Here is a 14184-nt window from a genome sequence, read left to right as displayed (position 1 = left end):
GCGGTCGTCCCCATTCTGCACGAAGGCGTCTCATGGCCATCAAACCGATGTTGCACCCCCGCAATCAACACCGCGAGGGCTATGATTTTGACCGCCTGATCGCGCATTCCCCCGAACTGGAGGCCTTCACGATCAGAAACCCGCTGGGTCGCAGGACGATTGATTTCCAGAATGTTAGGGCGGTCCGTGCGCTCAACCGAGCGCTTCTGAGCGCGCATTACGGTGTCGATTTCTGGGATATCCCGGAGGGCTATCTCTGTCCCCCGATCCCCGGCCGGGTCGATTACATCCACTATCTGGCGGATCTGCTTGCCGAGTGTAACGGCCAAGAGATCCCGCGCGGGCCCGATATTCAGGTGCTCGACATCGGGACCGGGGCGAGCCTCGTCTATCCGCTGACGGGCTTTCGCGAATATGGCTGGAGCTTCACCGGCGTCGATATTGATCCGGCCTCGATCCAATCGGCGCGGCAGATTTGCGCGCGCAACGGGCTGGATATCGCGCTTCGACATCAGAGCAACCCCGAAGACATTTTCGCAGGAGTGATCGCGCCGCAGGACATTTTCCATCTCACGATGTGCAATCCGCCGTTTCATGCCTCGCTCGAACAGGCCGACAAAGGCACTCAGCGTAAGTGGCGGAACCTCGGGAAAGGCCAATCAAAGCGGCTCAATTTCGGGGGCCAGAATGCCGAGCTGTGGTGCCCCGGCGGCGAGATCGGTTTCATCGCCAGAATGATCGAGCAGAGCCGGGACTTCGACGATCAATGCCTGTGGTTCACTTCTCTGGTGTCGAAGAAGGACAATCTGCGACCGCTCGGGCGCTTGTTGAGGAAAGCGCGCGTGGCCGAGGTCAGAACCATCGAGATGGCGCAGGGGCAAAAGACCAGCCGGTTCCTTGCCTGGACCTATATCCCGAAATCGCGGCGCGCGCTTTAGGCGCGCATCCGACGCCGGATCACCTGCACCAGTGACATCACGATCAGCCCGGCTGCGGCGATCATGAAGGCCGCGGCGAGCGGGCGCTGCAAGAAGACCATCGGATCTCCACGCGCGATCAGCAGGGCGCGGCGCAGGTTGGTCTCGATCAGCGGGCCCAGAACGAAGCCCAGCAGCAACAGCGCCGGGTTGAACCGGGCCAGCGAGAGCGCGTAGCCCACGAGGCCAATCAGCGCGACCGCGAACATATCGAAACTTGATCCGCGCACCGAATAGACGCCGAGGCAGACGAAGATCAGGATCGCGGGGTAGAGCCAGCGAAACGGGATGCGCAGCATCGACACCCAGATGCCGATCAGTGGCAGGTTCAGGATCAAAAGCAGCAGATTGCCGATCCCGAAACTCGCAATCAGCCCCCAGAACATGTCGGGGCGCGCCTCGAGCATCAAGGGGCCCGGCTGCACGCCGTGAATGACCAGCGCACCCAGCATCAGCGCCATGATCGGATCGCCGGGGATGCCGAGGGCGAGTGTCGGGACAAAGGCGCTGATCGCGGCGGCGTTGTTGGCCGCCTCCGGTCCCGCGACGCCCTCGATCGCGCCCTTGCCGAAGCGGTCGGGATGGCGCGAGATCCGGCGCTCTGCGGCATAGGCGAGGAAAGAGGAGATCGTCGAGCCGGTGCCCGGAAGCGCGCCGAAGAAGCTGCCGAGGCTCGCGCCGCGCAGGGCCGGGAAGGGGATGCGGCGCAGCTCTGCCCGGCTGGGCAATAGCTCTCGCAGGGCGACGCGGGGCGGCACGCCTGTGCGCTCGGCGGCATGGATATTGGCGATCACCTCGGCCACGCCAAACAGCCCCATCGCGAGCGCGACGAGGTTGATCCCGTCCATCAGCTCGGTCTGCCCGAAGGTGAACCGCTGCACCCCGGAATTCACATCCGTGCCCACGCAGCCCAAGATCAGCCCCAGCACCACCATCGCCAAAGACTTGGCCGGATCTTTCGCCCCGACCGTCGAGGCCGCGACAAGGCCGAGGATCATCATCGCGGCATATTCCGCGGCACCAAACGCAATCGCGGCCCGTGCGAGCGCGCCCGAAAGCACGATCAGCACGAAAATCCCGATCATCGAGCCTGAGAAACTTGAGATCATCGAGGTGAAAAGCGCGACACCCGCACGGCCCTGTTGCGCCAGCGGATAGCCGTCAAGCGTGGTCACCGCCGATTGCGGCGTGCCCGGCAGACGCAGCAGGATCGAGGCCACCGCACCGCCATATTGCGAGCCGTAATAGACCCCGGCCAGCATCACGAGCGCGGCCTCAGGCGAGAGGTAATAGGTGATCGGCAGCAAAAGCGAAATCGTGGCCATCGCCCCGATCCCGGGCAAAACGCCCACGAAGGTGCCCAGCACGACGCCGAAGGCGCAATAGATCAGCACGCCGGGCTGTGTTGCAACGCTCAACCCGTGCAGGAACCCGTCCCAACCGCTCATATCAGGTCGCCTCTCATCGTCCCGGCCAAAGCGGGACGGTCATTTTCAAGCCAAAGGAGAACACCGCGACCGACAGGGCCGTGACCGTGAGCGCAAGCACGATCCGCCAACCGATCCGGCGGTCGGGGGCGGCCACCGAGGCAATCAGCACGCTGATCAGCGTCACCAGCGCCAGTCCCAACCGATCCAGCCCCGCCGCGAAGACAAGGATCGCGCCCAGCACCGCGAGGCATTCCTTCCACGCGATGCGGATCGCCGGGCCTTGGCGGACAAGTGCGGGCAGGGCGATCACCACCCCAAGACATGCCAGCACTCCGCCAAGGACGGCCGGGAAGAACCCGGGGCCCATGCGGCGGAGCGAGCCGATCTCGTAGTGATCCACAGCGTAGAGACTGACGAAAAGGCCGATGCCCGCCAGAATGACGCCCCCCGCCAGATCCGGAATGTCGCGCTTCATCGGTTATTGTTTCGCGTTGATCCGGTCGAGCACCGCGCCCCAGACCTTGGTGTCCTGCGCGATACGCTTTTGCAGATCCTCCGGTGAGCCGCCTGCCGCCTGCCAGCCCATGTCGAGCATCCGCTTTTGCACCGCGTCATCGGCGAGGATCGCGTTGATGTCGGTGTTGAGCGTCTTGATGACCGCCGGATCGGTCGCGGCGGGCGCGATGAAGGCATTCCACAGCTCGGCGCGGAAATCATCCGGAAGGCCCGCTTGGCCCGCCATGACCGGCACGCCCGGCGCCTTGGCGAAGGGCTTCTCCGAGGTGATGCCGAGGATCTTGAGCTTGCCCGCCTGCACATATTGCATCGCAGCCGAGGGTGCCATGAAACCGCAATCAATTTCGTTGCCAATGATCGCGGTGGTCACCTCGGCATAGGAGGTGAAGGGAATATGCAGCATCTCGACGCCCGCGCGATCGGAAAACAGCTCTGCCGTCAGATGCGCGCCAGACCCCTTGCCGACCGAGCCATAGGCGAGCGCGTCAGGCTCTTTGCCGGCGGCCTTGATGAAGCCCGCAAGATCGTCTGCGGGGAAGTCGGCGGCCACGACCAGCACCAGCGGCGAGGTCGCGAGCAGGGCGACGGGCGCGATGTCCTTGGCGACATCATAGCCAAGGTTCGGCGTCAGACGCGGCGCAGTCGTCAAAGGGCCATTGATCGTGGTGGCGAAAGTGTTTTGCTGATCCTTGGCGTTGAGCATCTGCTGCACGCCGATCACGCCGCCCGCGCCGGGTTTGTTCTCAATCACGATCGGCTGGCCCAGCTTGTCGGCCAAAGGCTCGGTCACGATCCGGGCCAGAAGGTCGGGCGAGGACCCGGCAGGAAAGCCCACGAAGACATGCTGTGGCTGGCTCGGCCAGCTGGCATCCTGCGCCATTGCGGGTTTGCAGAGCGAGATGGCGGCTGCGCCCAAAAGGGCTGCGCGGCGTGACATGATCATGGTGAAACCTCCCCGGTGTCATCTTGGCACAAAGCCTGAGTTTGCGCGCAAGATTGCGGAAAACACACGGCTTGGCAAGGTCTTGCCCGAGATCGATCTACGGCCTCGCAGGTGCGGCGCGCGTGCAAATCGACTGCGGCTCACGGAACTAACCGGGACCGGGCGTGGTTCTCACTACAGGCTTCCGGCTATGTTCGAGGACATTATTTCAACGTCTCGTCTCACGCCGCCGTCGCAGGCCTGCGCGCATCCCAAGGAGATCCCCATGTCTGACGAAAGCCAACACCACCTCTCGAAGATCGAAGTGATTTCGCTGGGCGTCGGGACGATGGTGGGGGCCGGGATATTTGCACTTTTCGGGCAGATCTCCACCTTGGCGGGCGGATGGGCATGGGCTGCGTTTCTTCTTGCCGGGATCATATCGGCCCTCGCGGGATACTCATATTTCAAGCTCGCCCCCTTGGCGCATACCAATGGCGGGATCGCTGAATATCTGAATTTGGGATGGAATGGCGGGCTTATCGGATCCGTCGTATCGTTGTGCTACTTTCTGTCGATCGCCATCGTCTTGGGGCTCGTGGCCGATAGTTTCGGCCATTACTCGGCCAAAGTGCTTGGGCTTGATCCGGGTTGGATCAATGGCTTCGGGATCGCGGTGATGATCCTCTTTTTGTTCGTCAATGCGGCCGGGATCAAGTTCATGGGCATCGCCGAGAAGATCTTGGTGGTGAGCAAGCTGGCGGTGCTGATCGGCTTCACAATCGTCGCGTTCAGCCATTTCGGTGCGCAGACCTACGCGCAAAACCAAGGCGCGGTGAGCTTTGATTTCGGCAAGTTCGTAAATGCCGTCGCGCTGGCCAACCTGTCTTTTGCGGGCTTTGCCGTCATCGCCAATGCCGGTGGTAGCGTCAAACGCGGCGAGGGCATTATCGGCAAGTCGATCTTCATCGCCATTCTCATCGTGGCGCTCGTCTATATCGCGCTCGATATCGCGGTCTTCGGGGCGATTCCGATCCAGACCATCGAACAGGCCAAGGACTATGCGCTGGCACAGGCCGCACAACCCGTTTTGGGCCAGTTCGGCTTTCTGCTTCTGGGGATCACGGCGATTGTCTCGACGATGACGAATATCAACGCCAACACGTTTTCGGCGGCCAATACGATTGGCTATATGGGCGACGAGAACCAGCTGAGCCCGGCCCTCTCGAAGCGTCTGTTTCTCAAGCAGGGCTCGATTGCGATGATTTTGACCGTGGTGATCGTCATCGGGATGCTCCTGACGCTGAACCTCAACCAGATCGGCGATGTGGCGAGCCTCACATTCCTGCTGGTCCATACGTTCATTCCCCTCGGCCATGTTCTGAACAAGCGCAAGGAAAGCGGGGCGAGTGCGTTCATTCTCTGGTTGGCTGTGATCGGGAATGGCGGCTTGTTGGCCTTCTTCGTCTACCACCTGTTTGGCGGTCATAATCTGGAACTGTGGGTGTTTGCCGGGGTCGTGGCGTTTGCCATCGTCTTTCAGCTCATCAATCTGCGGATCTATGGTGGCAAGAGCGCAGCGTGACGGCGCGTGTGAGCGCCGGAGCCGCGGCTCAGCCCTGCGCCACACAATCGCGATGTAGAATTTTGCCCTGAGCCACGGCCATGACCGTGCCGCGGGGCAGGGGTTCCCAATCCGCGTCACTGAGCGGGAGGCTTGCGAAAACCGCGAGGTGCTCAGGCAGGTGCGACAGCGTTGCTCCGGTGAACTCATGCGCCCGGTCCACAGCGCCGGGCGCGGGGGTCAGCAGATGCAGACCGGGCGGTTGCGGCTTTGACAGCCCCTCCGGCGTTTCGAAAACCCGCTGATCGGCGTGCACATAAAGCACCGTGCCATCAAGCCATAGGAAATTTGCCGAGCCAAACCCCGCCATCTCGCCGCAAAAAGCGCGAAACACCTCGAACCGCGCGGCGATATTTTCGTGATCGGGGGCCGCGCGCTCCAGCCGGTCGAGCAATAGGAGAAAGGCCAGCTCACTGTCGGTCTCGCCAACTCTTTGGGTGAGATAGGGTGCGACGCCGGGACTGTCTTCCAGCCCGTTGAGCGTGCCGTTATGGGCGAAATGCTGAGCGCGGCCCGCGCGGATACGCCGAAACGGATGGGTGTTCTCCAGCGCGCCTGCGCCACGCGATGCGCGCCGGACATGGGCAATCACATTGGACTGCGGTCTGGAATGCTCGCGCAAGAACCGATCCAGCGGGCTTTGGCTGGCGGCATTCGCCTCGCGAAAGCAATGCGCATCGCGCCCTTCGGTAAAGACGATGCCCCAGCCATCCCGGTTTTGATGCAGCTCTCCGCCCTCGGCGGCAAACCGGTCGAGATCGTAACGGATGTTCACCGGGGCATTGGAGGATAAGGCAAAGAGTTCACACATGATTTTGGCATCCCTTGCGCGCAGTCTGTATCTCAGAGCTAGCGCATCCGGTTGCGACGTAAATTAACGGGTTGGTGAGACAGGCCATCGCGTGGGAGTTGCGTATAAGGTCCGGTGCACGCTTTGCACGCGACAGGCCGGGCGCATCTGAGGCCAAAGAAAATGGCCCCGGTGAGATCCGGGGCCCTTTCGGTGCGTGTAGTGATCAGCCGACGAGGCCGCCGTCCTGACGCTTGACCGTGATCACCGAGGAGCGCGGCAGATCGCCCTCTTTGCCCGGCCAATGGCCGCCGGGGTGCTGGATGCCTACGAACATGGTCCGGCGGTCGGCCGACCAGCAAAGCCCCGTGACCTCTGCGCCGTAGGGCGCGGTCAGGAAGCGCGCGATCTCACCGGTGACCGGGTCCCCGGCCAGCTGCTGGTTGTTGCCCATGCCCGCGAACTCGCCCTCGTTGCTGTAATCGCCATCGGTCTGGATCCAGAGCAGTCCCGAGCTGTCGAAGGCCATGCCATCGGGCGAGTTGAACATGTTCCCCTTCGTGACATTGGCCGAGCCGCGATAGGCGCCGTCCTGCGTCTCGGGATTGCCCGCCATGACGTAGAGATCCCAGCTGAAGCCGTCGGCCGCGTGATCGTCGTCGCTGGGATACCAGCGGACGATTTGCCCGAACTTATTGGCTTCGCGCGGATTGGGGCCGCCCACCGGTGTCTCGTCGCCGCCCGCATTGGCCTTGAGGCCGCGGTTCTTGTTGTTGGTCAGGCAGCAATAGGCCTCAACCGCATAGGGGTTCACCGCGATCCATTCGGGGCGGTCCATCGTGGTTGCCCCCAGTTTCGAGGCAGCCTGACGCACGAAGATCAGCATCTCCGCCGGGTCCATGCCGGTGGTCTCGGGCGTCAGGGCCAGCCATTCGCCGGTCTGGTCATCGTGGAACTTCGCGACATAAAGCGTGCCGTCGTTCAACAGATCCGACGTGTCCTCACCGGGCACATAGGGGGCGTCCGAGACGAAGCGGTAGAGGAACTCGCCGCGCTCGTCATCGCCCAGATAGACCACCACACGGCCATCGGGGGCGAGGGTGACTTCTGCATTCTCATGCTTGAACCGGCCCAAGGCGGTGCGCTTCACCGGGGTGCTGTCGGGATTGGTCGGGTCGATCTCGACCACCCAGCCAAAGCGGTGCGGCTCGTTGGGGTTCCGGCTGATATCGAAGCGGGGGTCGAAGCGCTCATAGCCGTAGCGACCCTCTGCGATGACGCCGTAGCGGTCATAGCCTGCCTGCGTGATCTCATCGACCTTGATGCCATCTGTGGCGCCGAAATAGCCGTTGAAGTTCTCTTCGCAGGTCAGATAGGTGCCCCAGGGCGTTTTGCCTGCGCCGCAATTGCCCATCGTGCCCAGAACACGGGTGCCTTCGGGGTCGTCGGCGGTCTGCATCAAGGCGTGACCCGCGGCCGGGCCCTCAATGGCCATCGGCGCATTGTGGTGCAGGCGGCGGTTGAAGCGCGATCCCACGACCGGTGCCCAGCCATTCGCGCCTTCGGCGATTTCCATCACCGTGACGCCCTGCAGGTTTTGCAGTTTCAGCACATCGTCCGCCGATTGCGGGGTACCGTCTTCGGTATGAGGCAGGTTGATGTCGGGGTTCACGTATTCATTGTTCACCGCCATGATGGTGCTGTCGCCCATCACATAGGTTTCCATGCCGTCGGTGTTTTCGCCGAAGACCTTGTCACTGTCGGCCACAGCGCCACCGGTTGCGTGATCGAAGGCGGGCACGCCGTCGAAAAGCGGGTCGCCCCAGCTCACGAGCAGGCCGTGCTGATAGCCGTCGGGCACGTGAATTTGGTAATCGGTCTGGATGCCGATCGGGGTGAAGGCAAAGCGCGATGCGCTTTGGGCCTTGGCCGAAGTGCTGCTGAGCAGACCCGTGCCCATGGCCATCGCGCCCGAGCCGAAGGCAACCGCGCCGCCCAGAAAGCCGCGCCGCGAGATCGCGCGTTCGACCACGGCGTCGAAGTCCTGAGTTTCGGGGCGGGGCGAGTGCAGCTCGTCCCATTCATCGGCGTCGATCTTGTGGGGAGGGATATCGCGCATCGGTGTCTTCCTTGTACTGCGCAACAGATCATAGCCTCGGCGCGACAAAGCGCCGGGCGGTCACCCGTTGCAGATCTTGCGGGATGTTTTCGGGCTGGAATATCTCTACCAGGCCAGCCTTGCGTGGGATCATCGCCCAAACGAATACGTGAACACCAATGAAAGTTTTTTGACAATTTCGTCATCGCGCGGCGGCATGGTCGAGCGCCTTGAACCGCCGATAGGCCGTGCCGTCAGGTCACAACCGCGCGGCGGCCATCTTTGACAGGGGCAGGGCGGACCTCATCGCGACGCGTTCGAGCGCAAAGAGCGATTTGACGGATTTCAGCCGGACTCGGGCGGCGAGCTCTTCCTAGAGCGCATCGAAACCCGCCGTATCCGAGATGACGACGCGCAGGGGGAAATCCTAGCTCCCCGCCAGCCGATAGACATCGCGCACCGGGTCGAGCGTGGCGAGCGTTGAGAGGAAGGCCGCGCGCCATTCCGGCGTCGGCTCCATCGCCTCCAGCATGACGAAGACCGTCAGGCCAAGGCCGAGCGTATCCGGGTCCAGCACCGCCACCTAGAGTAGCCCCCTGAAAGTGGTCCACCAACCGGGATAGGCTCATCCCGCAAATTGGAGGATCAGCGATGGCTGGAATACGAGAGAAGCCCGAGGAGATTGTATCGAAGCTTCGGCAGGTTGAAGGTCTGCAAGGACAAGGCGCAACGAATGCCGCGGCGGTGCGTCAAATCGGTGTGACATAGCAGACGCCCGACATTATGGACGCCTATCGGCACCACGATGCCGAACTCTGCCAGATGCGCCCGGATTGCATTGGTGACTTGGGTCAGCTGCCTATACTGGCTCTTTCCCGACACTTCGCGCCCCAATCATGTCGGTTCCTCGAATTCAGCATCTTCGCTTGGTCGTTCAATCTCGGGAAACACGCGGCCTGCGTGAACACCCTGAAACTCGTCGACTGTCCAGACATACCCGTCGTGGGGGACGAAGTATCGAGTCTTCTTCAGAATTTGCCATCGCAATGGTCTTCCAAGAGGGCAAGGCCGTCGCTGGCAGGACTCTCGTATTCAATTTCGTCCCGGGTCACGCCCTTCTTGGGCCCTTTGACGCTTAGAGTTGCCTTGTCGTCGCAGAAGCGTACCCGGATTTTTCGTCTATCTCGGAATGCCAGGAGGCCGTCATGGATCTCAACCTTCTGCATGGCGAGCCCGCGCCAAGTCTCCGCGCTGAGCAGGAATTTTCGTTCAATTCCCTTCGCCATAACCGCTCCGATCTCGAAATGCGGCCCGCCGATCTCACCTTTGGTCATCGCGGGGCACGGCACAATACGCTTAGCTTGAAGTGGGGCAAGAAACAGAGCGCTGCCTTGATGGAAATGGATCGTTACGAAACTTTCACTTGGCGGGCGTCTTATATTTTACTATTACATGAAATATGGAAAAAGAGATTCCCGACCAACTGTCCACCCTCGGCCATCCGCAGCGACTGGCGATTTTCCGGTTGCTGATGCGCCGATACCCCGATCGCGTTCCGGCCGGGGAGATCGCTTCCGCGCTCGGCGTCAAGGCGAGCACCATGTCCACATACCTGTCCGCGCTGACGCGGGACCAGTTGGTGGACCAGCAGCGGGCGGGCACGTCGCTTCTCTACGCGATCAATATGACCACGGTGAAACGGCTGTTTGGATATCTATTCAGCGATTGCTGCCGTGGCCGTCCCGATATCTGCATGCCTTTCAGCACAGGAACCACCCCCATGTCTGACCGCAAATACAATGTTCTCTTCATCTGCGTGGGCAATTCCGCGCGGTCCATTTTTGCCGAGTCGATCCTGCGCAAGGCTGCGGGCGACCGTTTCGAGGTTTACTCGGCGGGAACCCGCACCGGTTCGCAGCTCAACCCCTTTGCAGTGCAGGTCCTGCAGGACAAGGGACATGACGTTTCCGTCCTGCGCTCGAAGGACGTGTCCGAATTTTCCCGCCCCGACGCGCCGCATTTTGATTTCGTCTTCACGGTCTGTGATCAGGCTGCGAATGAAGAGTGCCCCGCTTGGGAAGGACAACCGGTCAGTGGTCATTGGGGTATGCCGGACCCGGTCAAGGTTGAAGGCACCAATGCTGAAAAGGCGCTGGCCTTCCAGCAGGCTTACGGGGCGCTCAGGCACCGGATCGAAGCCTTTGTCGCCCTGCCGATCGACACCCTCGACCGCATTGCATTGCAAAACGCCGTGGACGACATCGGCCGCACCAGCCCCGAGACACTGGCATGACCACCTACGCGCTGAATGGCCTTGGCCGCATGGGCAAGCTTGCCCTGAAGCCCCTAATCGAAAGCGGCGCCAAAATCGCATGGATCAATGACGCTGTGGGCGACCCCGAGATGCACGCGCATCTGCTGGAGTTCGATACGGTCCACGGCCGTTGGGATGCCGCGTTCTCGTATGACGCCGAGAGCGTCACGATCAACGGCACGCGCCTGCCGTTCATCGGCACTCAGGCGATTGCGGATCTGCCGCTCGAAGGCGTTGATGTGGTGATCGACTGCACCGGCGTTTTCAAGACCGAGGCCAAGATCGCCCCCTACTTCGATGCGGGGGTGAAGAAGGTCGTGGTCTCTGCTCCGGTCAAGGACGGCAACGCGGCCAACATCGTCTACGGCGTCAACAACGAGACTTATGATCCAGCAGAGCACCGGATCGTCACTGCGGCTTCCTGCACGACCAACTGCCTCGCGCCAGTGGTGAAGGTGGTTCACGAGACATTCGGCATCAAGCACGGCTCGATCACCACGATCCATGATGTGACCAACACCCAGACCATCGTCGATCGCCCGGCAAAGGACCTGCGTCGGGCGCGGTCTGCGCTGAACGCGCTGATCCCGACGACGACCGGCTCGGCCACCGCGATCACCTTGATCTATCCGGAACTGAAGGGCCGTCTGAACGGCCATGCGGTGCGCGTGCCGCTGCTCAACGCCTCGCTGACCGACTGCGTCTTCGAGCTGGAGCGCGAGGTCACGGCGGAAGAGGTCAACGCCGCCTTCGAGGCTGCGGCCAATGGCCCGCTGAAAGGTATTCTCGGCTACGAGACGCGGCCGCTCGTCTCAACCGATTACACCAACGATCCGCGTTCCTCGATCATCGACGCGCCGTCGACCATGGTGATCAATGGCACGCAGCTGAAGGTCTACGCCTGGTATGACAACGAATGGGGCTATGCCAACCGGCTGGTGGACGTGGCACTGATGGTCGGGTCTTCGCTGTGAGCAATGCCGCGCAAGCCCGACCTGACGGGATGTCTGCCTATATCGCGGTCACTGCGGCCTATTGGGCCTTCATGCTGACCGATGGCGCGCTCAGAATGCTGGTGCTGCTGCATTTCCACACGCTGGGTTTCAGCGCGGTGCAGTTGGCATATTTGTTCATCCTCTACGAAGTCGCAGGGATGATCACCAATCTTGCTGCGGGCTGGATCGCCCTGCGGTTTGGGCTGACCTCGACTCTTTATGCTGGTCTTGGGTTGCAGGTGGTCGCGCTGCTTGCGCTTGCGCAGCTCGATCCGGGCTGGAGCATCGCGGCCTCGGTGGCCTTCGTTATGTGCGTCCAGGGGCTTTCGGGGGTGGCCAAGGATCTCGCCAAGATGTCCTCGAAATCGGCGGTGAAACTGCTCGCCCCTTCGGGCGATGGCGGGCTGTTTCGCTGGGTCGCGGTTCTGACGGGCTCGAAAAACGCGGTGAAGGGGCTGGGATTCCTGCTCGGCGCCGCGCTGCTGGCGGTCCTTGGGTTCGATTGGGCGGTGCTGGGCATGTCAATCGTCCTCGGCGTGATCCTCGTCGCGGTCGTGCTGTTCATGCCTTCGGGCCTGCCTAAGGGCAAGAAGGGCACCAAGTTTTCCGAGGTCTTCTCGAAATCGGCGAACGTCAACTGGCTGTCGGCGGCGCGCGTGTTCCTGTTCGGTGCGCGCGACGTCTGGTTCGTCGTGGGCATCCCGATCTACTTCTATGCGGTGCTCTCGAACGGCACGGAGGGCGGCAACCGCGCTGCTTTCTTCATGATCGGCACCTTCATGGCGGTCTGGGTCATTCTCTATGGGATGGTGCAGGTCAGCGCACCGAAGATCCTGCGCGCGGCGAGCCGCCCGGAGGGCGAGCTGATCCGTGCAGCTCGCGGTTGGGCTCTTGCGCTCTTCGTCGTGCCAGCCGCGTTGACAGTGGCCGTGGCACTTTCGCCTGGGCCGCAGACTTGGCTGACGATAACGCTGGTCCTGGGCCTGCTGGCTTTCGGCGCGCTGTTTGCCGTGAACTCTTCGCTCCACTCCTACCTGATCCTCGCCTTCTCGAAATCCGAGCGGGTCACGATGGATGTGGGTTTTTACTACATGGCCAACGCGGGCGGTCGGCTGATCGGCACGCTCCTATCCGGCCTGACATACCAGATCGGCGGATTGACCCTCGTCATGGGCACGGCAGCCGTCATGGTCGTGCTGGCGGCCCTGACCTCGGGACGTCTGACCGATCAGACGAACGAGGTGTCTGCATGAGTATTTTCGAACGCTACCTGACCGTCTGGGTCGGGCTCGCGATGATTGCCGGTGTCCTGATCGGCCAGGGCGCGCCGTGGCTTGTGCAGGCGATTGCCGCGACCGAGGTCGCGAGCGTGAACCTTGTCGTGGCCGTGCTGATCTGGGCCATGGTCTACCCGATGATGGTGGGCGTGGATTTTGGCGCAGTCGCCGGTGTCGCGCGCCAGCCCAAGGGGCTTCTGGTGACGCTGGTCATCAACTGGCTGATCAAGCCCTTCACCATGGCGCTTCTGGCCGTGATCTTCTTCGACCATGTCTTCGCGCCGCTGATCTCCCCCGAGGATGCAGCTCAATATACGGCCGGGCTGATCTTGCTCGGCGCGGCCCCCTGCACGGCGATGGTCTTCGTCTGGTCGCAGTTGACCAAGGGCGACGCCACCTACACGCTGGTGCAGGTCTCGGTGAACGATCTGATCATGGTCGTGGCCTTCGCGCCGATCGTGGCATTCCTTTTGGGCGTGACGGAGTTGTCGGTGCCGTGGGAAACGCTTGTGCTGGCGACGGTGCTCTATGTCGTCCTGCCGCTTGCTGCCGGTATGATCACCCGTCGCAAGCTTGGCTCCAGAGCAGCCGTCGATGCGTTCTCGGCCCGCGTGAAGCCGTGGTCCGTGGTCGGGCTGATCGCAACCGTCGCCATTCTTTTCGGGCTTCAGGGAGAAACGATCCTCGCCAAGCCGACGGTGATCCTGCTGATCGCGGTGCCGATCATCATCCAGAGCTACGGCATCTTCGCCCTGGCCTATGGCGCAGCCTTTGCCCTAAAGGTGCCGCACAGGATCGCCGCGCCCTGTGCCCTGATCGGGACGTCGAATTTCTTCGAGCTGGCGGTTGCCGTTGCCATCTCCCTTTTCGGCCTGAATTCCGGCGCAGCGCTGGCCACGGTGGTGGGCGTCCTGGTCGAGGTGCCCGTCATGCTGTCGCTCGTGGCCTTCGCCAACCGCACCCGCGCACGTTTTCCCCAGCATGCGACATGAGCATCGTCATCCATCACAATCCGGATTGCGGGACCTCCCGCAATGTCGAAGCGATCGTTCGAGCGAGGAGCCGGTCGTCATCGAGTATCTGAAGGAAGGCTGGACCCGTCCTCAGCTTCTGGCCCTATTCGCTGCAGCAGAGCTGACCCTACACAGCGCCCTTCAGGAAACGAAATCCCCGGCAGTTATTAGACACTTTAATATTACTCTCTAAATATATATCTTTCTGGCAATGGAATTACTAGGCTC

At 62.0% G+C, this 14184-nt stretch carries 13 protein-coding genes and 1 pseudogene; 7 read left to right on the top strand and 7 right to left on the bottom strand.

Features of this window, described 5'->3' with window-relative positions; translation table 11 throughout:
* The first annotated feature begins 32 nt into the window (after positions 1-32).
* A complete protein-coding gene (gene rlmF / locus DL1_RS12410; protein WP_038066693.1) occupies positions 33-938 on the top strand; it encodes a 23S rRNA (adenine(1618)-N(6))-methyltransferase RlmF in 906 nt (301 codons plus the stop codon).
* Here the strand turns inward: rlmF and DL1_RS12405 are convergent.
* The 3 genes from DL1_RS12405 to DL1_RS12395 are packed head-to-tail and all read right to left on the bottom strand — an operon-like array spanning position 935 to position 3866.
* A complete protein-coding gene (locus DL1_RS12405) occupies positions 935-2425 on the bottom strand; it encodes a tripartite tricarboxylate transporter permease (RefSeq protein ID WP_038066690.1) in 1491 nt (496 codons plus the stop codon). The two genes, rlmF and DL1_RS12405, sit on opposite strands and share 4 nt — an antisense overlap.
* A 13-nt stretch (positions 2426-2438) precedes the next feature.
* Positions 2439-2882 carry a tripartite tricarboxylate transporter TctB family protein gene (locus tag DL1_RS12400; RefSeq protein ID WP_038066688.1) on the bottom strand — a complete coding sequence of 148 codons (444 nt, stop codon included), beginning with the start codon at positions 2880-2882 and terminating at the stop codon, positions 2439-2441.
* A gap of 3 nt (positions 2883-2885) precedes the next feature.
* On the bottom strand, positions 2886-3866 hold the full coding sequence (locus DL1_RS12395; protein WP_038066686.1) for a Bug family tripartite tricarboxylate transporter substrate binding protein: 981 nt from the start codon (positions 3864-3866) through the stop codon (positions 2886-2888).
* Positions 3867-4131: 265 nt separating this feature from the next.
* Here DL1_RS12395 and DL1_RS12390 point away from each other — a divergent pair, with 265 nt between their 5' ends.
* A complete protein-coding gene (locus DL1_RS12390; RefSeq protein WP_038066683.1) occupies positions 4132-5430 on the top strand; it encodes an APC family permease in 1299 nt (432 codons plus the stop codon).
* 28 nt (positions 5431-5458) lie between these two features.
* Here the strand turns inward: DL1_RS12390 and DL1_RS12385 are convergent, their stop codons facing one another.
* From DL1_RS12385 to DL1_RS12370, 4 genes are all read right to left on the bottom strand, one after another.
* Positions 5459-6280: a class II glutamine amidotransferase gene (locus tag DL1_RS12385; protein ID WP_038066679.1), complete on the bottom strand. Its 822-nt coding sequence runs from the start codon at positions 6278-6280 to the stop codon at positions 5459-5461.
* Between the two features lie 205 nt (positions 6281-6485).
* Positions 6486-8378, bottom strand: coding sequence for a PhoX family protein (locus DL1_RS12380; protein ID WP_038066676.1), 1893 nt, complete (start codon positions 8376-8378; stop codon positions 6486-6488).
* Between the two features lie 406 nt (positions 8379-8784).
* A complete protein-coding gene (locus DL1_RS21620) occupies positions 8785-8934 on the bottom strand; it encodes a hypothetical protein (RefSeq protein ID WP_156022735.1) in 150 nt (49 codons plus the stop codon).
* A 451-nt stretch (positions 8935-9385) separates the two neighbouring features.
* Positions 9386-9691, bottom strand: coding sequence for a CYTH domain-containing protein (locus DL1_RS12370; protein ID WP_074854970.1), 306 nt, complete (start codon positions 9689-9691; stop codon positions 9386-9388).
* 125 nt (positions 9692-9816) lie between these two features.
* Between DL1_RS12370 and DL1_RS12365 the strand changes: the two genes are divergently transcribed.
* The 5 genes and pseudogenes from DL1_RS12365 to DL1_RS22070 form a co-directional block, all read left to right on the top strand.
* Positions 9817-10650, top strand: a complete 834-nt coding sequence (locus DL1_RS12365) for an arsenate reductase/protein-tyrosine-phosphatase family protein (protein ID WP_038066673.1) — start codon at positions 9817-9819, stop codon at positions 10648-10650.
* Positions 10647-11645 carry an ArsJ-associated glyceraldehyde-3-phosphate dehydrogenase gene (locus DL1_RS12360; RefSeq protein WP_038066670.1) on the top strand — a complete coding sequence of 333 codons (999 nt, stop codon included), beginning with the start codon at positions 10647-10649 and terminating at the stop codon, positions 11643-11645. The genes DL1_RS12365 and DL1_RS12360 overlap by 4 nt, the downstream gene beginning before the upstream one ends.
* A 29-nt stretch (positions 11646-11674) precedes the next feature.
* Positions 11675-12919 (top strand): organoarsenical effux MFS transporter ArsJ, encoded by a 1245-nt coding sequence (gene arsJ / locus DL1_RS12355; protein WP_038066668.1) that lies wholly within the window; start codon positions 11675-11677, stop codon positions 12917-12919.
* A complete protein-coding gene (arsB, locus tag DL1_RS12350) occupies positions 12916-13935 on the top strand; it encodes an ACR3 family arsenite efflux transporter (protein ID WP_038066665.1) in 1020 nt (339 codons plus the stop codon). The genes arsJ and arsB overlap by 4 nt, the downstream gene beginning before the upstream one ends.
* Positions 13932-14119: pseudogene (locus DL1_RS22070) on the top strand (arsenate reductase (glutaredoxin)); the annotation flags it as partial. The gene arsB and the pseudogene DL1_RS22070, both read left to right, overlap by 4 nt.
* Between the last annotated feature and the right edge of the window lie 65 nt (positions 14120-14184).

Origin of the sequence: Thioclava dalianensis (genome assembly GCF_000715505.1) — a bacterium.
Classification (GTDB): domain Bacteria; phylum Pseudomonadota; class Alphaproteobacteria; order Rhodobacterales; family Rhodobacteraceae; genus Thioclava; species Thioclava dalianensis.
Note: the sequence above shows the minus strand (reverse complement) of the source record. Positions and strands in the feature narration are given on the sequence as shown.